Below are 21,266 nucleotides of genomic sequence, written 5' to 3'. Positions count from 1 at the left end.
GCGGATGCGGTGGGCGGCGATCCGGGTGAATCTTCCTACGAGGAGGTTCACGATGCGTCCAGGTGTGGTTGCTCTCCGTGCCGCGACGGCGGCCGCCGCCCTCGTCCTCGCCCCGGCCGCCGCCCCCGCCCTGGCGGGCGACCCCGGTGGCGGGCCTTCCGGTGATCCGGTGCGAGGGCGGGTCACGGCGACGGCCACGCCGGGGACCGCCGCGCCGGGCGGTGAGGTGGACGTCCGCGTCGAGGGCTGCGCCGGGCCCGGCGGGACGGTCCGCTCCCCGGTGTTCGTCGCCGACGTGGAGCTGTCCGGCCGTACCGGAGGGGTGCACGGCACCTTGCGCGGCGACACGACCGTGCGCTCCGGCACGGCGCCGGGCTCGTACCCGCTGACCGTCGTCTGCGGCGACCGCACCCACCGCGACGCGGGCCGCCTCCGCGTCGACCCGGCACCGCCGCCCGGCCCCCACGCCCCCGACCGCGCGGGCGGAGGGGGCGCCGCTGTGCACGCCACCGGCCCGCGTGCGGTTACGGGTACGGGGACGGCCGCGGGCGCCGACGTGCCGCGCGCCGCCGGTACGGGTACGGGTGCGAGGAGTACGCATACGGGTGCGGGTACGCATGCCGGCGCGGGTACGGGCGCCGCTGCCGCCGCGCCGCGTGTCGCCGGGCCGGTGGCCAACGCCCCCAGTGTCGCCGGGCCCCTCGCCGAAGCGCCCGGCACCGCAGGACAGGGTCCTGGCACCCGCCACGCCGTCATCGGGCTGGTCCTCGCGGCGGTCGCCGCCGTCGCCGTCGCGGTGCGCACCACGCGCCGCCGCCGCGGCCCGGACGCCGACTGACACGGTGGCGCCACCACGCCCCGCGGCGCCACCACGCCCCGCGGCCCCGAACGCCCCCGAGCACACGAAGAAGCCCCCCGCTTGCGCGAGGGGCTTCCTCCGTCTGTGCGCCGCCAGGGACTCGAACCCCGGACCCGCTGATTAAGAGTCAGCTGCTCTAACCAACTGAGCTAGCGGCGCCTGCTGACCTGCATAACTCTACCCGACGCGGAGGGGTGCTCCCGACCACCCGGGCGTCCGGCAGTCGGGTCGCCCGAGAATTTCCCGGCCCACCGGGCCTGTCGGATGGTCGTTTTTTCCCTTTTGACGGTCAAAATGCCGTATGCACGGAGAGATCTCGTCGAGTGTCGAGGGGAAGAACCGTATGGCCGTTCCTGTCTTCGAGGAGTACGAGCCCGCCGCCGACTGCCCCTGCCCCGGCTGCGCCCGGCGACGGCGGGAGCTCGTGCTGCGCCGTGCCGTACGGGAGGGCGGGCACCCCGCCGCGCACGGCGCGCGGCGCGCACTCGTCCTGTTCACCGCGGCCGGCGTCGTCCTGGGCGGCGGCGCACCCGCCGCGTCCGGCACCGCGCACCCGGCGGGCCCGCCGCACCCCGCGGGGCCGGCCGGGCGCGACACGGACGACGACCCGTCCGGCGACCACCCCCAGGGCGGGACGGCAGGACTGCACGGCCGCCCCCTCGCCGGCCCCGCGGGCGGCTCCCTCGCGCAGGCGCCGCTGCCGAAGGTCACCCGGGCGGAGATCATCGAGCGCGCCGAGCGGTGGGTCGCGGCCAAGGTCCCGTACTCGATGGAGAAGTACTGGTCGGACGGCTACCGCCAGGACTGCTCCGGCTATGTCTCCATGGCGTGGAAGCTGCCCGCCAACGAGTGGACCGGCAGCCTCCACCGCTACGCGGAGAAGATCGCCTGGGCGGACCTCCAGCCGGGCGACATCCTGCTCTTCCACAACCCGGCGAACCCCACCAAGGGCTCCCACGTCACGATCTTCGGCGGCTGGACGGACGACCGGCGCACCCACTACCTGGCGTACGAGCAGACGAAGCCGCACACCCGCAAGCAGGCGACCCCGCTGGCGTACTGGAACAACTCCGACCGGTACGTCGGCTACCGCTACCTCGGCGTCGTCGCCGACGGCACCGCGGGCGGCACGCCCACGGGCGGCTCCCAGCCGGCGACGGCCTTCCCCGGCGCCCGCCACTTCGGCCCCGGCGCGGTGAACGCCCATGTGACCCGGCTCGGCCGGATGCTCGTGCAGCGCGGCGGCGCGCGGTTCTACGAGGACGGGCCCGGCCCCGTGTGGACGGCGGCGGACCGCAGGGCGACGGCGGCGTTCCAGCGGGCGCAGGGCTGGCGTGGCACGGAGGCGGACGGGCTGCCGGGGCCGCACACCTGGCGCCTCCTCACCACCGGCACGGGTCGCGACATCCCGCCGGCCGCGGGCCAGTCGCCGCCCCCGTACCCGGGCCGCGCCCACTTCCGGCCCGGCCAGTCGAACCAGCACGTCGAGACGCTGGGCCGCCAACTGGTGCGGCGCGGCTACGGCAAGCACTACCGCACCGGCCCGAACCGCCGCTGGAGCGAGGCGGACCGGCGCAACGTCCAGGACTTCCAGCGCGCCCAGGGGTGGCGCGGCGGCGCGGCCGACGGCTACCCGGGCCCGGAGACATGGAGGCGGCTCTTCCGATGACCGAGCACCACACCCGCAGGACGCCCCAGCCCCCGGTGGACGTCCCGAACCTGCTGCAGCCGACCCCCTCGGTGGTGGTGGAGGGCCCCCGCACGGACCCGGCCCTCACCCGGCCGGCCCCCGCCACCCGGGCCCGCACGGCCCCGGCCCCCGCGGACGCGGCCCCGAAGGCCCCGGCGCCCGAGGACCCCGCCCCGGCGGCGGACCGGACCCCCCGCCCGGCCGACACGACTCCGGTCCACGTCAGACGGGTGCAGGCGGGCCCGAGCGCGCCGGTCCACGTCAGGCCGGTCACACCGGCGGGCGGACCGTCCGCCCCGACGGCCCCGGAGCCCCCGGTCGCCGCACCGCCCCGCACCGACACGCCCAGGGAGGCCCCGGCCCCGGCACCCACCGGTCCGGCCACGCCCATGGACGCCCTGTCCGCCCCGACCGCCCCGCCCATGCCGGCCGCCGACGCCCCGACCGCCCCGCCCATGCCGGCCGGTGACGGCCCGACCGGGGATGCGCCGCTCCCGGACCGCGGACCGGAACACTCGCGCCCGACGGCCACGCCCGCCCCCGTGGACCCGGTGCGCGACGAGCCGCCGTCGGCCGACCCGGTACGCGACGACGCCCCAGCCCCGGTACGTGAGGACGCCCCCCACCCGGTACGCGACGACGCCCACGACCCGGTGCCGGAGCCCCCGGCCGCCGACCGGACGCTCTGCGCCGAGGCCCTGTCTGCCGAGGCGCTGCGCCTGGGCGAGCCGGGTCCGTCCGCCGCTGAAGGTGCTCCCGTCAGCGAGTCCTCCGGCGGCCCCGCCCCCGATGCGGCCCGCCCCGGCGCCGTCGAGGCTCCGGAGGAACAGCCCCGCGCGACCGGCAGGCACCGCGCCCCCGAACCGGGACGGGACGCGGAACCGTCGCTCCTCCCCGACCCCGCCGACCAAAAGCCGGAGGCCCGGTCGGCGGAAGCCCCGGATGCGGGCGCCCCGGAGGCCGAAGTCCCGGACGTCGAGGCCCCGGAGGCGGAGGTCCAGGCGGAGACCCACGCGCCCGACGCCCCGCAGAGCGCCGCCCCGTCGAGCGTCGGACCGCAGCCGGGAGGCCCGGCGGCGCCCATGAGCCAAGCGCCCATGGCCCCGGTGCCCGGGACGGCGCCCGCCGCTGTCGTGCCGACGTCCACCGAGCAGCCCGCGTCGGCGTACGCGCCGCGCGCCGACGGACCCGCCGTCGTCCCGGTGTCCGCCCCGGAGGAGACGGCCCCCCTCCGGGCGGTCGTACCGCAGGCCGTCGCCGCTCCCGCCCCGGACGCCATCGGCGTGCCCGCCCCGACGGCGGTTCCCGGAGCGGTCCCCTCGCTGGTGGAGGCCCCCGGCCCCGAGCCGTACGGCGCCGCCCCCGCGAGCGGGCAGGAACCGCACGACCCCGCCCCCGAGGGCGGGCCGGAACCGTACAACCCGAGCCGTCCCGGCGGCGTGGCCGCGCTCCGGTCCGCCGGGGCGGCCGGCCACCGTAAGCAGCCCCGTACCGGCGACGCCCCCGCCCCGCAGCCCCGCTCCGGGCGGGCGCGGCCCCAGGGGCGTACCGACGCGCGGGCCGGGAGCGCCCCGGACGCGTCGGCCGCCGGGACGCGGGCGAAGGGCGGCCGGCGCGGGCGGCACGCGGGGGCGCGGCGGGGCACGGTCCCCGACGCGGCGCCGGTCGAGCGGGAGGGCGTGGCGCTGCCCGGCTGGGTAGGCCTGGCCGCCGGGGCGGTCGCGCTCGCCGCGTGCGGGTTCGCCGCCTGGTGGGCGGGTGCCCTGCCGGAGGGTCTCGGCCGGGTGCTGGGCCTGCCGTTCCGCCCGTACCGGGGGCTGCCGGTCGGCACGTCCGCGCTGCTCACCTGCGGGCTGCTGCTGGCGATGTTCGCGTTCGGCGGGCTGGTGCGCGGCCGGGTCGGGTACGCCTCGGTGCTCACCCTGTTCGGCGACTACCGCGGCACCGTGCGCCGGACCGGGCTGCTGTGGGTGAGCCCGCTGCTGCTGCGCCGCCGTCTCGACGTACGGCTCCGGCACTGGCGCAGCGAGCCGCTGCCCGCGGTCGACGCGAACGGCACGGCGCTGCGGGTCGTCGTGCTGGTGGTGTGGCGGGTCCGCGATACGGTCCGGGCGGCGCTCGCCGTGGCGGATCACGAGCGGTACCTGCGCGAACAGGTGGAGGCCGCCCTCGCGCGCGTCCTGTCCCGGCTGCCCGCCGACGTGTTCCACGGCGGCGAGCCGACGCTGCGGGACGCCGACGCGGTGGGGGAGGCGATGACGCGGATGGTCGCCGCCGAGTGCGCGCCGGTCGGTATCGAGGTGTTCTCGGCGCAGCCGACGCGGATCGAGTACGCCCCGGAGATCGCGGCCGCGATGCGCCGGCGCCGGATCGCGGCGATCGACGCCCAGCACCGGGACGCGGTGCTCGGCTCGGTCGTGGACGCCGTGGACGACATGATGCGCCGGCTCACCGAGCGGGGCCTGGTCGAGCTGGACGACTACGAGCGCAAGGACCTGGTGCGGGATCTGACCGTGGCGTTCTACACGGGCCATGCCCTTCCGGCCGCCGCCGAGCGGGGTGCCTGAGCCGGCCCCGGCAGGCCCGGCCCCGGCAGGTACCAGCCGGCAGGCGGGGCCCGGCAGGCACAGAGGACGAACAGAAAGGCCCCTCGCTCTCGCGAGGGGCCTTTCCTGTCTGTGCGCCGCCAGGGACTCGAACCCCGGACCCGCTGATTAAGAGTCAGCTGCTCTAACCAACTGAGCTAGCGGCGCCCGCTGACAGAAGTAATACTACCTGGTCCTCGGGGGTGCTCCGCACCACCACCAGTCGCTCCCGCCCCACGGCCCGCACCACCGGCCTGGGCGCCCCCTCACAGCCCGCCCCGCCGGCCCGGACCTCACCCGGCGCCCCGGCCCCGCCCCACTGCCTCACACGCCCCCTGGGCGACCCCCGCCCACGGCCTCACCCGGCCGCGGGGCAACCCCGCACCGGGACGCGAAGCCGCGGCGCCCCGCACCCGCCGGGACGGAGGCCCGCAGTGCTCAGAGCGCCAGCGACAGCACGACCGGCGCGGCCTTGCGGTTCAGGGTGTCGGCCGCGGAGCGCAGCCGGTGGGCGTGCTCGATGGGGAGGGACAGGGCGAGGCAGCCCACCGACGATCCGGCCGTCAGCGGGACCGCCGCGCAGACCGTGCCCACCGCGTACTCCTGGAGGTCCAGGACGGGGACGGTCGGCGGCTGGCTGTCCAGCTTGGAGAACAGCACCCGCTCGCTGGTGATCGTCCGCGACGTCAGGCGGGCGATCTTGTGGCGGGAGAGGTGGTCGCGCCGCTCGTTCTGGTCGAGCTGGGTCAGCAGGCACTTGCCGACCGCGCTGGCGTGGGCGGCCGAGCGGAAGTCGACCCACTCGTTGACCTTCGGCGCGTGCGGGCCGTCCGCCATCTGCGTGATCTTGACCTCGCCGTCGATGTACCGGCTGATGTACACCGCGGCGCCGACGGAGTCTCGCAGCTCGGTGAGGGTCTCCTGGAGCTTGGCCTCCAGCGCCTCGCGCCGGGTGACGCCGGAGCCGAGCAGCACCAGCGAGTCGCCCACGATGTACGCGCCGTCGGCGACCTGCTCCACGTACCCCTCGCGCCGCAGCATGCGCAGCAGCGGCGTCAGATGCGCGGCGGGCAGGCCCGTCTCGCGGGCTATCTGCGCGTCGGTGACCCCGCCGCCGTGCCGGGACACCGTCTCGAGGACGCGCAGGGCGTACTGCACCGAGTGGAACGGCGCGGTCGGCTCGGGCTTCAGCGCCACGGTTTCCCCCTACCAGGTTGTGACCGCAAGCTACCTTCCGTACCACGATAACCGCCAAGGGCCTTTTACGGGCCACCCGTTGGCAAGAAGAGGCCCCTTCCCCGCCGTGCACACCGCGGCGTTTTCCGGCGGCATGTGCCGACGGCACGGCGGGGCAGGGGAAGGCGAGGTCAGAGCACCGCGCCCAGGAATTCGCGGGTGCGTTCGTGCTCCGGCGCGGAGAAGATCTTCTCCGGTGAACCGGATTCGATCACGCGTCCCGCGTCGAACATGAGAACCTCGTCCGAGATGTCCCTGGCGAAATTCATCTCATGCGTGACGCACACCATCGTGATGTCGGTGCTCCGCGCGATGTCCGTCAGCAGATCCAGCACCCCGGCCACCAGTTCCGGGTCGAGCGCGGACGTCACCTCGTCGAGCAGGAGCACCTTCGGGCGCATCGCCAGCGCCCGCGCGATGGCCACCCGCTGCTGCTGACCGCCCGACAGCTGCGAGGGCCGCGCGTCCTCCTTGTCGGCGAGGCCGACCAGTTCGAGCAGCCCGCGCGCCCGTTCGGCGGCCTCGTCGCGGCTCAGGCCGAGGACGCGCACGGGCGCCTCGGTGATGTTGCGCAGGACGGACATGTTGGGGAACAGGTTGAACTGCTGGAACACCATGCCGATGTCCTTGCGCACCTCGCGGCGCCGCTTCTCGTCGGCGGGGAACAGCCGCCGGCCGCCCACCTCGATCGTGCCGCTGTCGGGCCGCTCCAGCGTCATCAGCATCCGCAGGATCGTCGTCTTGCCGGACCCGGACGGGCCGATCAGGGTGACGTGCCGTCCCGCGTCGACCGTGAACGACAGGTCGTCCAGGACGGTGTTCCCGCCGAAGCGCTTCGACACGTCGGTGAAGCGGATCAGTTCGCTGGAGGCGCCGGCGGCCGGGGCCGCGGCCGCCGACGCGTGCGGGGCGGTGGTCGGATCAGTGGACAAGGCGGTGCTCCAGGGTGCGGACGAGCAGGGAAGCGGGGTAGGCGATCAGGACGAAGGCGACACCGACGACGGTGAGCGGTTCGGTGTACTGGAAGGTCGCCGCGCTCTCCAGCCGCGCCCGCTGGAGCATCTCCAGCACGCTGATCGCGGCGAGCAGCGGGGTGTCCTTCAGCATGGCGACGACGTAGTTGCCGAGCGCGGGCGCGACGCGGCGCACCGCCTGCGGCAGGATCACCGCCGACCAGGTGCGGTGCGCGGGCAGGCTGAGCGCCTTCGCCGCCTCCCACTGCCCGGCGGGCACGGCGTCGATGCCCGCCTTGTACACCTGCGCCGTGTACGTCGAGTAGTGCAGCCCGATGGCGAGGGTGCCGGTGGTGAGCGCGGAGAACTGCACGCCCCACTCGGGCAGCACGAAGTACAGGAAGAACAGCTGCACCAGCAGCGGTGTCGTACGGACGAACTCGGTGACGGCGTTCACCGGCCAGCGCACCAGCCTGCTCCGGGCGCGCAGCCCGGCCGCCCACACCAGGCCCAGCGTGAACGAGATCAGCGAGCCGAGGACGAGGATCCGCAGGGTGACCAGCAGCCCGTCGGCGAAGTCCGGCAGGAAGTCCGCGACGGCGGACCAGTCCCAGGTCACTTGGCCACCACCCCCGCATTGGCCTTCGCCCGGCGCTCCAGCGCCTTCATGGAGCGGGTCACCGCGAGGGCGAGGACGAAGTAGACGACGAGCACCGCCGTGTAGATCTGCGCGCTGTCCTGGGTGGCGAGCCGCACCAGGTACGCGGCGAACGACACGTCCCCCACGCCGAGCAGCGACACCAGGGCCGTGCCCTTCAGCAGCTCCACCAGCAGGTTGCAGAACGACGGCAGCATCTCCGGCACGGCCTGCGGCAGCAGCACCAGACGCATCCGCTGCCACGGCGTCAGGCTCAGCGCCACGGCCGCCTCCCGCTGCGCCGCGGGTACGGCGCCGAGGCCGCCGCGCACCACTTCGGCGCCGTACGCCCCGTACGACAGGCCGAGGGCGAGCACCGCCGCCCACATCGGCACCAACTGCCAGCCCAGCAGCGGCGGTACGACAAAGAACAGCCAGAACATCAGCACCAGCGCGGAGACGCCCCGGAAGACCTCCGTGTACGCGGTGGCCGCGAACCGCACCGGACGGGAGCGGTGGGTGCGGGCCATGCCGACGCCGAAGGCGACGACCGCGCCGAGCAGCGCGCTGCAGACGAGGAGTTGGACGGTGACCCAGATGCCGGGCAGGACCCAGTTCTGCCAGAGTCCCATGGTCATCGGCACAGCTCCTCGGCGGTCAGCGTGGTCATCTCCGCGCGGGTGAAGCCGAACGGGCGCATGACGCGGAACAGTTCGCCGCTCCGCCTCATCCGGTGGAGCTCGGCGTTGAAGGCGTCCCGCAGCTCGCGGTCGGTGCGGCGGAACGCGAAGCCGCCGCCGTCGACCCGCCGCCTGCCGTCCACGACGGCGGCGAACGGGGCGGTGGCCTCGGTCCTGGCGCTGCCGCGCACCACCAGGCGGCTGGTGAGGGCGGTGGCCGCGAAGGCGTCGACCCGGCCGGACTCGACCGCGTTCAGCCCGGCGACCTGGTCCTGGAGAATGACGAGCTCCTTCTCGGGGTACCCGGCGGCCACGGCGTACTCGGCCTGCGCGTATCCGGCGCCGGACGCGAGGCGGGCCCGCCGGCGCACCGCGTCCTCGTACGAGCGCAGCCCCAGCGGGTTGCCCTTCCGCACGACGAAGGAGTCCAGCATCTGGTACTCGGGATCGGAGAAGAGCACCTGCCGGCAGCGTTCCGCCTTGATGTACATGCCGGCGGACACGACGTCGAACTGCTGGGAGTTGAGGCCGGGGATGAGGGACCCGAAGTCGGTCGCCACGGGCTGGACGCGCTCGATGCCGAGCCGCCGGAAGACGACCTTGGCGATCTCGGGCGCCTCGCCGGTGAAGGCCCCCTGCTCGTCGACGTACCCGTAGGGCACCTCGCCGGCGATGCCGAGCCGCACGGTGCCCTGCGACCTGAGGCGGGCGAGGGCGTCCCCGGTCGGGACGCGGGAGCACCCGGCCGCGCCGAGGGCGCCCGACACGCCGAACGCCGCCGCGCCGAGCAGCAGCGCGCGGCGTCTCACCGATCCTGATTCCCTGTCCCTGTTGTCTGTGCGACGAGCTGTACGAGCCATGGGCGCGCCGCTACCCGGACCCGCGCGGGGTATGCCGGATCGGCGCCACCGAATACAGGAGGCTGTGCCATGACCACCGTCGGACTGCTCCGCCCGGAGGGTCACCCGGAGGACGACTACCGCCGTATCGAGACGCTGCTGGGCAGCGACATCCGCGTCGACTCGGTCCCGTACGAGGGTCCCGGCGCCGACCCGGAGCGGCTGGCCGCCGGTGCCGAGCGGCTGCGCCTGGCGGCGGCCGACGCGGTGGTGTGGGCGACGGCGAGCGAGTCGTTCGGGCCGGGCTGGGAGGAGGCGCGGGCGCACGCGAGGGCGCTGGCGCTGGCGGCGGGCATCCCCGCGTCGAGCACGGCGATCGGATTCGTCCACGCGGTGCGCGCGGTGGGCGCGACCCGCGTCGCGGTGGCCGGCGGCTACCCGGAGGACGTGGCGGGCGCGGTGGTCCGCTTCCTCCGCGCGGCGGGGGTCGAGGTGGTGGGCGAGGCCCGGGCGCACGGCGGCGGGCTGCCGCTGCCCGAGCTGGTGCGGGCGGCCGACGACCCGCGCGCGCAGGCGGTACTGGTCCCGGACACGTCCGTGCCGACGGTCGCGGAGGTCCCCGAGGCGGAGGCGGCGGCCGGGAAGCCGGTGCTGACCGGGACGCTCGTCACCGTGTGGGAGGGCCTGCGGCTCGCGGAGCGGCACGGGGCGTGGGCCGACGAGCTGGGCGCGCTGTTCGTGCGGCGCGGCCCGAGGGACGTGTGGGAGCCGGGCCGGCGGGGGAGCGGCCGGGAATAACCGGATGGTGCCTCCTGTTAGGGGTGGCGTAGAGACGTCATCCGCAGGAGGGCCCACCGGTGAGCGACCAGACACAGGACACGGCGACGGACGCCACGGCGGCGGTACGGCGCGACGACGCGTCGGCGCCGGTACGGCCCGCGCCACACGACCCGGTCCGGGGCGCGGCGCGGGGCACGGCGCCCGTACCGCTCTCCGTCCTCGACCTGGTGACCGTCGGCCAGGGCTCCACGGCGTCGCGCGCCCTCGCCACCAGCGTGGAGATCGCCCGGCTGGCCGAGGCGCGCGGCTACCACCGCCACTGGGTGGCCGAGCACCACTCGATGCCGGGCGTCGCCTCCTCGTCCCCCGCGGTGATCCTCGCCCATCTGGCCGCCCACACCAGCCGCATCCGGCTGGGCTCGGGCGGTGTCATGCTGCCCAACCACGCGCCGCTCGTCGTCGCCGAGCAGTTCGGCACCCTGGAGGCGCTCGCGCCCGGCCGGGTGGACCTGGGCCTGGGCCGCGCGCCCGGCACGGACGGCGCCACCGCCGCCGCGCTGCGCCGCGCGGACCGGCTCGACGAGGGCGCCGACGAGTTCCCGCAGCAGCTCGCGGAGCTGATCCGGTTCCTGGACGACGACTTCCCGGACGGCCACCCGTACGCGCGTATCCACGCCGTGCCCGGGCCGGTGCAGGGGCCCGCGGGGCGGCCGCCGGTGTGGCTGCTGGGGTCGTCCGGGTTCAGCGCGCGGCTCGCCGGGACGCTCGGCCTGCCGTTCGCGTTCGCCCACCACTTCTCGGCGCGCAACACCATCCCGGCGCTGGACCTGTACCGCTCGTCGTTCCGCCCCTCGGCCGTGCTGGACGAGCCGTACGCGCTGATCGGCGTCTCCGCGATCGCCGCCGACGACCCGCGCGAGGCCCGCCGGCAGGCGCTGAGCGGCGCCCTGTCGATGGTGCGGCTGCGCACCGGCCGCCCCGGACTGGTCCCCACGCCGGAGGAGGCGGAGGCGTACCCGTACAGCCCGGTCGAGCGGGACTTCGTGGACGGCTGGCTGGCGAACGTGGTGCACGGCACGCCCGACGAGGTGCGGACCGGTTTGGACGACCTCCAGAAGCGCACGGGCGCCGACGAACTGATGATCACGGCGAGCGTCCACGGCGGCGAGGCCCGGCTGCGCTCGTACGAGCTGATCGCGGACGCGTACGGCATGGACGGCGCGGATCCTTCGGGCGGTCCCGCCGCGGAGGGCGGCGCCGCGGCCTCCTGAGGGGCGCACCGGCCTCCCGGGGCGCGGACCGGACCGCTCGTCACCGGTGGTGGCGGGCGGTTCTTCCTGCGGGTGCCGGTCCGTGGCGGGCGGGCGGGGGCCGTGCCGACCGGGTCCCGATTTGGTCCAGACCATTGACGGGGTGCGGGTGCGGCGGCTATCAATACGTCAACTCCCTTGCCCCACCGCCCTTTCGGCGCGGCCCGGGAGACCGCTGAAACCACCGCCCCTGCCCGGAAAGGCCCACCCTCCCCGGCCAGGGGCGGTCCCCAGGAGTGTCCCGTCGCGCGGCCCGCCGTCAGGACGCGTGCCTCGACGGGCCTCAGGACGCGGGCCTCAGGAGGTCGGGCACCCGCGTGGGCGGCACCGGACGGGAGTACCACCAGCCCTGTCCCGTGTCGCAGCCGATGCGCCGCAGCCGCTCCGCCTGCCCCGCCGTCTCCACGCACTCCGCCGTCACCGTCAGCCCCAGCCGGTGCGCCAGGGACACCATCGCCTCGACGATCACCTCGTCGGCCGGGTTCGGATGGGCCTCGTCCTGGAAGCCGCGGACGAACGACCCGTCGAGCTTCAGCACCGACACGGGCAGCCGGCTCAGGTAGGCGAGGTTCGAGTAGCCGGTGCCGAAGTCGTCGATCGCGATCCGCACGCCCATCCCGCTCAGCGCCTGCAGCGCCCGCAGCGGCCGGCCCGCCGAGCCCATCACCGCCGACTCGGTCAGCTCCAGCTGCAGCAGCCCCGGTTCGAGCCCCGTCTCGTCGAGGATCTCCGCCACGTCCGCGACCAGGTCGGAATCCCACACCTGCCGCACGGCGACGTTGACGCTCACGAACAGCGGCCGGGCCTCCGGGTGCTCGGTCTGCCAGCGGCGGGCCTGGCGGCACGCGGTGCGCAGCACCCACCGGCCCAGCTGCACGATCGACCCGTCTTCTTCAGCAATTCCGATGAACCGATTCGGCGCGAGCGTGCCGAACCGGGGGTGGTTCCACCGGACCAGCGCCTCCACCCCGCGCACCGCCCCGTCCGCCATGCCGACCAGCGGCTGGTACTCCAGCGTGAACTCGCCCCGCTCCAGGGCGGGCCGCAGCGTGGAGCTGAGCGCCTGCCGGGTCATGCGGTGCGCGTTGCGCTCCGGGTCGAACAGCGTCCAGCGGGCCTTGCCGTCGGCCTTCGCCCAGTACTGCGTCGTCTCGGCGGCCTGCATCAGCCCGTTGACCGTGGTGCCCGCCGCGAGCCGCTCCACCACCCCGATCGACGCCGACACCGACAGCCGCTGCCCCGCCAGGTCGAACGGCCGCTGCACGGCGGCCAGTACGGCCCCGGCGAGCGCGGCGAGCTGCTCCGTGCCGGTGGAGTCCTCGACCAGGATGGCGAACTCGTCGCCGCCGAGCCGTGCCACCAGGTGGCCGCCCCCGCGCGCGTAGGCGTCGCTCTCGGCGCACTCGGTGAGCCGGGTGGCGACGGCGGCCAGCAGCCGGTCCCCGATCCGGTGGCCCAGTGTGTCGTTGACGGCCTTGAAGCCGTCCAGGTCCAGGTAGCACAGGCCGATCCGGCCCGTGCCGCCCTCGCCGTACGCGTCGTAGGAGCCGTACGGGCCGGGGGAGCCGGCAGCGTCGTGCGCGCCGTCCCCGCCGTGCGCGTCGCGGGCGTCCTGCGAAGCGTTCTCCAGGGCGGTGGTGAGGCGCTCGAAGAAGAGGGTGCGGTTGGGCAGCCGGGTCACCGGGTCGTGCATCTGGAGGTGCCGCAGCCGGGCCTGCAGCTCACGGCGGTCGCTGATGTCGGCGACGGACAGCAGCACATGGCGGCTGCGGGGCACGGGCGCGACGGTGACCTCCGCCCACAGCGACCGCCCGTCGGGGTGCTTGAGGCGGCGGGTGCAGCGGAAGCGGGAGCGGTGGCCGCGCAGCACCTCCCGGTACGCGTGCCACACGCGGCTGTCGGCGCCCAGGTCGACCAGCTCGGCGGCGGTCCGGCCGGCCAGGGCCGCCGGGTCGGCGCCGACCAGGGCGGCGAGCCCGTCGTTCGCGCTGACCACCAGGCCGTCGCCGTCGACCACCGCCATGGGCAGCTGCGCCGCGTTGAACGCCGCGTGGACGTCCCGCAGCAGCCCGGCCGGCTCCGGGGCGCCGGTGCCCTCGGCCGGGTGAGGGGAGGCGGTGTCCTCGGCCGCCTCCGGGTCGGCGGTGGGCTCGGCCGCCTCCGGGCCGGCGGTGCCCTCGGCCGGTCGGGCGGCGGGCCCGTGGGCGGGGGGCCCCTCGCGGTGCGCCGGACCGCCGCCGGCGCCGCCGGACGCCGTGCCCGCCTCACGCACCGTGGTCGTCCGGAGTGCGGTGCCGGTCTGTGCGACTGCTGTGTGTCCCGGTCCTTCTGGAGTTCCGCTCACCGCTCGCTCCCGCAGGGCAGTTGTGACGTACAGATGTGGTCGGGCGAGGTCAGCCGGGGGAACGCGCGCCGATCCCCGAGGCTGCCGTGGGGCCGTTTCAGCGACCCCCCGGCCTGTGGACAACGGCCGAACGGCCCAACGGACACGCCCGATCGTTTCTGCGCGGGTGTGGCGCCCCTCGGTCCGGGTCTGACCGGATGTGACTGTCGGTGAGGGGGTGGCCGTGCTCCGGCCGTGTTACGGCTCACCCGCCTGGGGCAGCGGAACAAGGCATACCGCCACAAAACGGAACAGGGTGGGGGACGTCCCGTATCTCGCACCCGGAGGTCGACGTGGAGGGTCAGCAGCCGCCGCAGCCACCCGCAGGAGCGGGCGGCCGCCGTCCGGGCCTGCGCGCCGCGGCGGCCGGTGTGTTCTCCCTCGCCGCCATCGCCGCCACCGGCCTGGCCTCCGGGCCCGCGGCGAGCGAGCCGACGGCCGGCCCGTGCGCCCTGCCGCGCACCGACGCCCACCACTCGCTGGGCTTGGACACCTGGAACGCCGCCTACCCGAAGCCGGAGCGGACGCTCGACGCGGTGATGCTGTTCCTCTCCTTCCCGGACGCCGAACCGGCGCACGCCACGGAAACGATCGCCGCCGACTACTTCCCCGACACGAGCGAGTTCTTCGAGCGGGCCTCGTACGGCCGGTTCACGCTCCGCGCCCACCCCCGGCACGGCTGGCTGCGGATGCCGAGCCCGTCCACCGCGTACGCCATACAGCGGGACTGGGCGCCCGACCGGAGGGCCGCCTATCTGCGCGACGCGCTCGCCGCGGCCGACCCGGTCGTCGACTTCTCCCGGTACGACATCGTCTACCTGGTCGCGGACCCGGACGCGCCCGGCGTCGACTCGGACGCGACGAAGGTCGTCAACCTGCGGACACCGCTGCGCGCGGACGGCACCGGCATCCACCGGGTGGTCACCCTCTTCGAGCGGCATCCACCGGACCGGAACGTCCTGGCCCACGAGACGGGCCATGTCTTCGACCTGCCGGACCTGTACAACCGGCCCGTGGACGGCAAGGGCGACTGGGACACCCATGTGGGCGACTGGGACGTCATGGGCAGCCAGTTCGCGCTGGCACCGGAGCCGTTCGGCTGGCACAAGTGGAAACTGGGCTGGATCGGCGCGCACCAGGTGCGCTGCGTGCGGGAGCCGCAGCTGGTGACGCTCCAGCCGCTGGCCGCCGAGAGCGGCGGGCCGCCCGCGCCCGGTCCGCGCCTGGCGGTGGTCCGCACGGGACGGGACAGCGTCCTGGCGTTCGAGGCGCGCGGCGCGGCCGGCAACGACCGGGGCACGTGCTCGGAGGGCGTGCTGGTCTACCGGGTGCGGGGCGGCACCGAGTCGGGCGCGGGGCCCGTGGAGGTGCTGGACGCCCACCCGCTGACGGAGGCGTGCCCGGACCGGTCCGTGTACCCGCCGCTCGCGGACGCCCCGGTGGCGGAGGGCGAGGCGTTCACCGTGCCGGAGGAGGGCGTCCGCGTGGAGGTCCTGCACCGGACGGTCGCGGGCGGCTGGACGGTACGGATCACCCCGTAGCGCCGCCCGCCCCGGATCTGCGGGCACACGAAGAAGCCCCCCGCTCGCGCGAGGGGCTTCTTCCGTCTGTGCGCCGCCAGGGACTCGAACCCCGGACCCGCTGATTAAGAGTCAGCTGCTCTAACCAACTGAGCTAGCGGCGCCTGCTGACGTCGTAGACATTAGCACCCTGGTCGGGGTCAGGAGAAATCGATACCCGCACGTCACGGGTGGATGTGGCGCGCGCCACCCGCACGCAGGCCCACAGCATCACCTCGGGGCCCGGCAGCCAGGGCGTGCGCGTGTCGGGCGCCACGACCCAGCGGGGCCCGTCCGACGCGGTGGACGCCAGCGGCGGGATGGTCACCGCGTCCCCGACGCCGTGGCACAGCAGGGGCGGGACGGCGTCGCCCCACTCCTCCCACCGGAGCAGCGCGGGCAGCCGCCGGCTGGTGCCGGGCGCGGTGAACAGCAGCATCCGCCCCAGGTGCGCGGCGACGGGCCCGGAGCCGGGGCCCTCCTCCCAGAGCCGGTCGAGCAGGCGGCGGCCGAAGACCGCCGGGACGTTCACCACGTCGAAGGCGGCGCCGCAGGGCAGGACGGCCGGCGCGGTGGGGCGGGCCTCCCAGAGGGCGAGCGTCGAGGCCGGGTACTGCGACGCGGACACGAGCCACTCGGCGCCGTCGGCGGTGACCTGCGCGGTGTGGTGAGGTGCCTGGTCGCGCAGGCGCCGGAAGAGGTCGGGACGACGCTCGTCCACGTCGGCGTGGGCGGGGCTCAGCGGGGTCTCTTCTCGCAGCCAGGTACTCATGCACTCAGGTCTACCGTGTGTGACGGAGTGATCTCGCTGAGTTCTCGGAAACGGGGACAGGCGGGGGGCCGGAGGGGTATCTTTCGCCCTCGGCATATGCCGCCCGAGTGCCCGCGGGGCACGGCACCCGGTCGCGCGGCCCGGATTTCCGGGGGCCGCTCAGTCCCCGTCGCCGCCGCGGGCGCCGCCGTCGCGCAGCAGGTCGCGGCCGAACTCGACCATCTTCACCGCGTAGTCCTCGGTCCACTCCGCCCGCTCGGCGATGTCGGCGGTGGTCAGCCGGTCGAACCGGCGCGGGTCCGCGAGCTGCGCGGCGGCGATCGCCTGGTACTCCAGCGCCCGGTCGGCGGCGGCGCGGAAGGCGAGCGTCAGCTCGGTCGACCGGGCGAGCAGCTCACGCGGGTCCTCGATGGACTCCAGGTCGAAGAAGTGCTCCGGATCGGCGGCGGCCTCCGCAGGCTCGAAGAGCAGGGGCGCCGGCCTGAGCCGCCGCTGCTGCCCGGTCCGCTCGGTTTCCGCCATGGAGGACTCCCATCCCGCTCGCCGTACCGCCGCCCCCCTCGGTGAGACGGCCACCGACCATTGTCCCGCCTCCCGCAAGACCACGTGAGGGCCAAGCCCGGCTACCCGGGGTAAGGCCCGGCTCGCCACCCCGGGAAGTGCCGCAGGCGCAGGCGCAGGGCGTGGGCGCGCGTGTTGCCGGTCCCGCGCCGGGCAGGCACCCGCGGCGCCGTGCCCGTCGTCACGGTCGCCAGGCGACGCGGTGTTCGGCCAGGTGGGAGAGGACCGCGTGGTTGGCCTCCCAGCCGTCCGGGAACTTGACCGTCACGCCCAGCTGGACCGGCTCCGTCGAGGGGTGTTCGTCCAGGAGGTCCGTGACGCCCTCGCGGCAGACCACCACGCACGCGTGCCGGTGGCGGGACGCCAGGACGCACAGGCGGCCCGTCTCCAGGTGGAACGCCGTCGCGTCCGGGCGGCCCGACAGCGGGTGGAGCACCACCGTGACGTCGTACTCGCGGCCCTGCAGCCGGTTCGCCGTGTCCACCGTCACCCCGGTCACGCCCAGGTCCGCGAGCGCCGCGCGGATCGCCGCCGCCTGGTCGCGGTGGGCCGTGCCGACCGCGACCCGGTCCGCCGTGACCGGCACCGGCCGCTCGGCGCGCTCGCTGACCGCCGCCGCGCCCCGGTCCAGCAGCCTGCGCACCACCAGCGCGCACGCGTGCACCGCCTCCGGATCCGTACGCGGGGTGTGCCGGGGCGGCAGCTCCAGCAGGCCCCACCCGGACTCGGCCGCCTCGTCCAGCACCCGGTCCGCCGCCGAGCCGTCCGACGCCGTGCCGAACGCGAGGCGCCGGTCGCCGTGGCCGGTGCCCGCGCGGAACGGCGTGTACGGGTAGAACGCGTCCGACACCAGCGGGGCCGCCGACGCGGGCAGCCGCCACGACACGGGCAGCCGGTGCTGCGGCAGGTCCGGGTTGTGCGCCAGCAGCGTCGACACCGCGCTCGCCGACGGGTCGTACGACAGCCCCGCCCACTGGTCGGCGCCCACCACCGAGAACGGGTCCAGCTGCCCGGGGTCGCCCACGAACAGGGCCCGCTCGAACAGCCCGGCCACCGCCAGCAGCGCGTCCGACCGCATCTGGTACGCCTCGTCCACGATGGCGTGCCGCCACGGCTCGACGCCCTTCACGTGCGCCCACTTCGCCGCGGTGGAGATCACCACCGGCAGGCCCGCCAGGTCCGCCGCCTTCGTGGACTTCACCACCTGGTCGAGACCGTCCAGCGCCTTGTCGTACGCGTCCGCGTCGCTGGCGTGCAGCCGCCCCACCGGCAGCTCCGGCTCCTTCTCGGCGAGCCGCAGCACCAGATCGTCCACCTGCGCGTTCGTCTGCGCGACCACCATCAGCGGGCGGCCGGCGGCGGCCAGCTCCAGCGCGGCCCGCACCACCAGCGTCGACTTGCCCGCGCCGGGCGGCGAGTCCACGACGACGCCCCGCGCCTGCCCGTGGAGGGTGTCCTCCAGGATCGCGCGGGTCGCCTCCGCCGCGGCGGCCGACGGGTCGAACACCTGGCTCACCTGACTCCTCACAGCACGTCCTCCGGGGTCACCGGATCGGGCGCCTCCGCCGCGTCCTGGCGGGGCGGGCCGCCGTGCGTCCACGGCGTCTCCTCCGGGTCGGGCAGCTTCGGCCCCACCCGCTGATCGTGTTCGAACAGCGTCCACACGATCCGGTCGCCCTTCTCCGGTACGGAACCGGGCGCGGGCTCCCGCGACCGGCCCATCCGGTCCAGCACCCGCAGCACCACCGTCCGGCCGCCGCCCTCCCGGGGCGCCCCGTCCTCGGCGTACCCGGCGAACTCCGCCGCCTGCGGGCGGCCGTCCAGCGAGCGGTACGCCTTCACGCCCGGCCCCAGGTGCGGCGCGTCGTCGGTCCGCACGCTCACCAGCGGGCGCGGCGAGGGGCGCTTCGACTCCGTCCACGTCATCGTCACGTCCACCACCTCCCCGGCGAACGCCTCGCCCGCCAGCCGCCGCCCCGCCATCACCAGCGGGTCGTCCAGCGCCTCCTGCGCCTCCAGCTGCGCCTGCGCGCTCTCCCGCGCGGCCAGTTTCCGCGCCGCCGTCACCGCGTCGTCCCGGCGTGGCTGCGGCGGCTCACCCGCGCGCACCCGGTCCCGGTGCCCGGTGAACGACCAGCGGTCCCGCGTCCACCGGTCGGCCACGCGCCGCCCCGGCGGCAGCTCCCGCACCAGGTCCAGCGCCCGCCACACCGCGTCCCACGTGGGCCGCAGCTGCGCCAGCAGCAGCTCCCTGATGTGCCGCTCCGCCCGGTACAGGCCGCCCAGCCGCTCGTCGGCCGCCTCGCCGTCCTCCGCCGCGGCCAGCGCCTGCCGGGCCCGGTCGTACGCCTCGATCGCGGGCGCCAGCAGCCGGTTGTCGAACGCCGGGTCGGTCGCCGGGCCCGCCGGTGGGCACAGCAGCTGCCCGTCCCGGTCCCGGCCCAGCTCCGCGCGCAGGGCCGCCGCCGCGCCCGACTCGCCGTCCGGCGGGTCGATCCACGCGAGCAGCGCGCCCAGGTGCTGGTCCTCCAGCGACGACTGGCCGGTCGCCCAGTGCCGGTTCAGCAGGTCCGTCGCCGCGAGCAGCAGCGACGAGCCGGGCACCCGCGCCCGCTCCCCGTAGTGCGTCAGCCAACGGCCCAGCAGCGGGACGCGGGGCGGCGCGGGGAACGGCGTCTCCGGGTCCTGCTCGGCCGTGCGCCGGAACCGCATGGACCGGCCCAGCAGCCGTACGTACTCCACGCCCGCCCGGCTCGGCACGACCAGCTGCGGCGCGTCGAGGCACAGCTCCACCTCGACCTTCACCTTCTTGCCGGTCTCCGGATCGGTCTGCGACTGTTCGGCGGGCTCCACCGCGTCCGCGTACGCGTCGACGTACGGCAGCACCGCCTCCGCCAGGTCGGCGAGGAACGTGAAGCGAAGGTCCCGGTCGCGGGGTTGCGGTACGGCCAGGAGGCGCGGCGCGTCCCGGTCCGTGCCGACCAGGGCGCCCAGCGGCGCGCCGGCCTCGCCGGACGTGGTCAGCGGCACGAACACCAGCGGCGTGTCCGACACGTGCCGGTGGCGGACGGTGGCCAGCGGACGGGCCCGCCCGGTCTCGACGGCCTCAAGCCGCGCCAGGGTCGAGATCAGCGACATCAGGCCGCCCCCGCCCCGGTCCGCGCGTCCGCCGCGGGGCCCTGCGCGGGCACCCCGTGCGGGCCGTCGGCACCCGCCGCCTGCGCCGCCTCGGCGACCGCCTCCGCGCGCAGGGCCGCCGCGCGCCGCAGCGCCGCGACCGCCGGGTCGTCCGGGTCGCCCGCCTCGCCGCGCGCCGCCGCCAGGACCTCCCCGACCGTCGTCAGACCCCCCAGCTCACCCCGCACGGAACGGCCCAGCGCCTCCACGGCGCCCGCGTCGCGCGCCCGGTCCCGGCAGTGGAACGCCAGCTCGCACGCCGCGAGGCACTCCGGCGCGTACGCGTGCGGCACCGCCTCCACGGCCGCCGTCAGCTGCTCCGCCGAACACGCCGCCACATCGAACGTCACGCCCTTCGGGACCGCCGCCGCGATGTCCTCCAGGCGCGTCAGCCGCGCCAGCTGCCGCCGGGTCACCGCCAGCTGCTTGCGCACGTCGACCAGCGAGCCGGTCGGCTGGTTCGAGAAGTCCTTCGGGCAGACCAGCAGCACCGTGTGGCCCACCTCCGCGCCGTCCGTGACCGCCGCGACCCGCTCCAGCGCCAGCACGTACACCGCCGCCTGCCGGGCCGCCGCGCCGACCTTCGCCGCGTCCGCCGAGCCGTCGATCATCGGGAACGACTTGATCTCCACGACCGTCCACCCGCCGTCCGGCCGCACCACCACCGCGTCCGGCTCCAGGTACGCCGGCGAGCCGGCCACCTCCAGCGCCAGCATCGGATGGTCCAGCAGCGCCCAGCGGCCCGCCGCCGTGGCCTCCCGCAGCGCCAGCGCCGTGCGGGCCGCGCGCCCCTCGGGCCCGGCCGCCGCCAGATCCGGCGTGTCGACCTCGTCCGGGGCGTCAGCTCCGAGGAGCCGCAGCAGCTCGGCGCCGCCGTCGGCCTTGACCTTCGCCTCGAAGGCGTTGCCCCGCATGAAGGCGAACTGCGACTGCCCGTACCCGGAAGGGGAGCCCAGCGCCGAGGCGAGGGCCGCCTTGTCGACGCCGGCGCCGTCCAGCAGCGCGCGGCGGCGGCAGCCCGGATTCGCGGCGAGGGCCGCCAGCGCGCGGGCGTCCAGCGGGTGCGGGGCCGCCGCGGGGCCGCGCAGCTCGGCGAGCCGCCGCCGCAGCGCGGACTGGCGCGGGACCTCCGGCCCGTGCGGGGCGGCCGGCGGGACGTGCGGGGTCTGCGGGGATCGCGGAGCCGGACGCGGTCCGCTGCCCAGGGAATCGCTCACCGCGGAAGTCTCGCATCCGCCACTGACA

The 21,266-nt window shown here is 75.8% G+C and carries 17 protein-coding genes and 3 tRNA genes; 6 read left to right on the top strand and 14 right to left on the bottom strand.

All coding sequences use genetic code 11. From position 1 onward, the window contains the following. The first annotated feature begins 64 nt into the window (after positions 1-64). Positions 65-838 carry a hypothetical protein gene (locus tag ACSUPT_RS10075; RefSeq protein WP_436944083.1) on the top strand — a complete coding sequence of 258 codons (774 nt, stop codon included), beginning with the start codon at positions 65-67 and terminating at the stop codon, positions 836-838. A 106-nt stretch (positions 839-944) separates the two neighbouring features. Here ACSUPT_RS10075 and ACSUPT_RS10070 read toward each other — a convergent pair. Further along, positions 945-1,018: transfer RNA gene (locus tag ACSUPT_RS10070), tRNA-Lys, on the bottom strand. 184 nt (positions 1,019-1,202) lie between these two features. Between ACSUPT_RS10070 and ACSUPT_RS10065 the strand changes: the two genes are divergently transcribed. Next, complete coding sequence (locus tag ACSUPT_RS10065) at positions 1,203-2,528, top strand: peptidoglycan-binding protein (protein WP_436944082.1); 1,326 nt, start codon at positions 1,203-1,205, stop codon at positions 2,526-2,528. Further along, complete coding sequence (locus ACSUPT_RS10060; protein WP_436944081.1) at positions 2,525-5,116, top strand: SPFH domain-containing protein; 2,592 nt, start codon at positions 2,525-2,527, stop codon at positions 5,114-5,116. The genes ACSUPT_RS10065 and ACSUPT_RS10060 overlap by 4 nt, the downstream gene beginning before the upstream one ends. A gap of 112 nt (positions 5,117-5,228) precedes the next feature. Here ACSUPT_RS10060 and ACSUPT_RS10055 read toward each other — a convergent pair. The 6 genes from ACSUPT_RS10055 to ehuB all read right to left on the bottom strand — a co-directional run bounded on the left by ACSUPT_RS10055 (position 5,229) and on the right by ehuB (position 9,500). After that, positions 5,229-5,302, bottom strand: a tRNA-Lys gene (locus ACSUPT_RS10055). Positions 5,303-5,572: 270 nt separating this feature from the next. After that, positions 5,573-6,331 carry an IclR family transcriptional regulator gene (locus tag ACSUPT_RS10050; RefSeq protein ID WP_351965903.1) on the bottom strand — a complete coding sequence of 253 codons (759 nt, stop codon included), beginning with the start codon at positions 6,329-6,331 and terminating at the stop codon, positions 5,573-5,575. A gap of 170 nt (positions 6,332-6,501) precedes the next feature. Beyond that, entirely contained in the window at positions 6,502-7,302 is an 801-nt protein-coding gene (locus ACSUPT_RS10045) for an amino acid ABC transporter ATP-binding protein (RefSeq protein WP_399219300.1), read from the bottom strand. After that, positions 7,292-7,942, bottom strand: a complete 651-nt coding sequence (gene ehuD, locus ACSUPT_RS10040; protein ID WP_436944080.1) for an ectoine/hydroxyectoine ABC transporter permease subunit EhuD — start codon at positions 7,940-7,942, stop codon at positions 7,292-7,294. Before ehuD ends, ACSUPT_RS10045 begins: the two co-directional genes overlap by 11 nt. Next, positions 7,939-8,598, bottom strand: coding sequence for an ectoine/hydroxyectoine ABC transporter permease subunit EhuC (gene ehuC, locus ACSUPT_RS10035; protein ID WP_351965901.1), 660 nt, complete (start codon positions 8,596-8,598; stop codon positions 7,939-7,941). Before ehuC ends, ehuD begins: the two co-directional genes overlap by 4 nt. Beyond that, on the bottom strand, positions 8,595-9,500 hold the full coding sequence (gene ehuB / locus ACSUPT_RS10030; protein ID WP_351965900.1) for an ectoine/hydroxyectoine ABC transporter substrate-binding protein EhuB: 906 nt from the start codon (positions 9,498-9,500) through the stop codon (positions 8,595-8,597). Before ehuB ends, ehuC begins: the two co-directional genes overlap by 4 nt. Positions 9,501-9,569: 69 nt before the next feature. On the opposite strand from ehuB, the gene ACSUPT_RS10025 reads away from it, so the two are divergent. Further along, complete coding sequence (locus ACSUPT_RS10025; RefSeq protein ID WP_403504964.1) at positions 9,570-10,277, top strand: decarboxylase; 708 nt, start codon at positions 9,570-9,572, stop codon at positions 10,275-10,277. A gap of 59 nt (positions 10,278-10,336) precedes the next feature. Beyond that, a complete protein-coding gene (locus ACSUPT_RS10020) occupies positions 10,337-11,530 on the top strand; it encodes an LLM class flavin-dependent oxidoreductase (protein ID WP_436944079.1) in 1,194 nt (397 codons plus the stop codon). A gap of 322 nt (positions 11,531-11,852) precedes the next feature. Here the strand turns inward: ACSUPT_RS10020 and ACSUPT_RS10015 are convergent, their stop codons facing one another. Next, entirely contained in the window at positions 11,853-13,592 is a 1,740-nt protein-coding gene (locus ACSUPT_RS10015) for a putative bifunctional diguanylate cyclase/phosphodiesterase (protein ID WP_436946191.1), read from the bottom strand. Positions 13,593-14,245: 653 nt separating this feature from the next. Between ACSUPT_RS10015 and ACSUPT_RS10010 the strand changes: the two genes are divergently transcribed. Next, the gene (locus tag ACSUPT_RS10010) at positions 14,246-15,493 is read left to right on the top strand and encodes a M6 family metalloprotease domain-containing protein (RefSeq protein ID WP_361655205.1); all 1,248 of its coding nucleotides are present in this window, start codon (positions 14,246-14,248) and stop codon (positions 15,491-15,493) included. A 69-nt stretch (positions 15,494-15,562) separates the two neighbouring features. Here ACSUPT_RS10010 and ACSUPT_RS10005 read toward each other — a convergent pair. The 6 genes from ACSUPT_RS10005 to ACSUPT_RS09980 all read right to left on the bottom strand — a co-directional run bounded on the left by ACSUPT_RS10005 (position 15,563) and on the right by ACSUPT_RS09980 (position 21,238). Further along, positions 15,563-15,636, bottom strand: a tRNA-Lys gene (locus ACSUPT_RS10005). Beyond that, positions 15,627-16,283 (bottom strand): bifunctional DNA primase/polymerase, encoded by a 657-nt coding sequence (locus tag ACSUPT_RS10000; RefSeq protein WP_351965896.1) that lies wholly within the window; start codon positions 16,281-16,283, stop codon positions 15,627-15,629. The genes ACSUPT_RS10005 and ACSUPT_RS10000 overlap by 10 nt, the downstream gene beginning before the upstream one ends. A 159-nt stretch (positions 16,284-16,442) precedes the next feature. Next, positions 16,443-16,805, bottom strand: a complete 363-nt coding sequence (locus ACSUPT_RS09995; protein ID WP_351965895.1) for a hypothetical protein — start codon at positions 16,803-16,805, stop codon at positions 16,443-16,445. Positions 16,806-17,025: 220 nt separating this feature from the next. Next, a complete protein-coding gene (locus ACSUPT_RS09990) occupies positions 17,026-18,360 on the bottom strand; it encodes an AAA domain-containing protein (RefSeq protein WP_399219296.1) in 1,335 nt (444 codons plus the stop codon). 8 nt (positions 18,361-18,368) lie between these two features. Continuing rightward, positions 18,369-19,982 (bottom strand): hypothetical protein, encoded by a 1,614-nt coding sequence (locus tag ACSUPT_RS09985; RefSeq protein WP_404143147.1) that lies wholly within the window; start codon positions 19,980-19,982, stop codon positions 18,369-18,371. Further along, complete coding sequence (locus ACSUPT_RS09980; protein ID WP_399219294.1) at positions 19,982-21,238, bottom strand: hypothetical protein; 1,257 nt, start codon at positions 21,236-21,238, stop codon at positions 19,982-19,984. The genes ACSUPT_RS09985 and ACSUPT_RS09980 overlap by 1 nt, the downstream gene beginning before the upstream one ends. Positions 21,239-21,266 lie beyond the last annotated feature (28 nt).

Origin of the sequence: Streptomyces sp. SudanB25_2051 (genome assembly GCF_964272635.1) — a bacterium.
Taxonomy (GTDB): domain Bacteria; phylum Actinomycetota; class Actinomycetes; order Streptomycetales; family Streptomycetaceae; genus Streptomyces.
The sequence above is the reverse complement of the archived record's forward strand: the minus strand, read 5'-3'. Positions and strand labels throughout refer to the sequence as shown.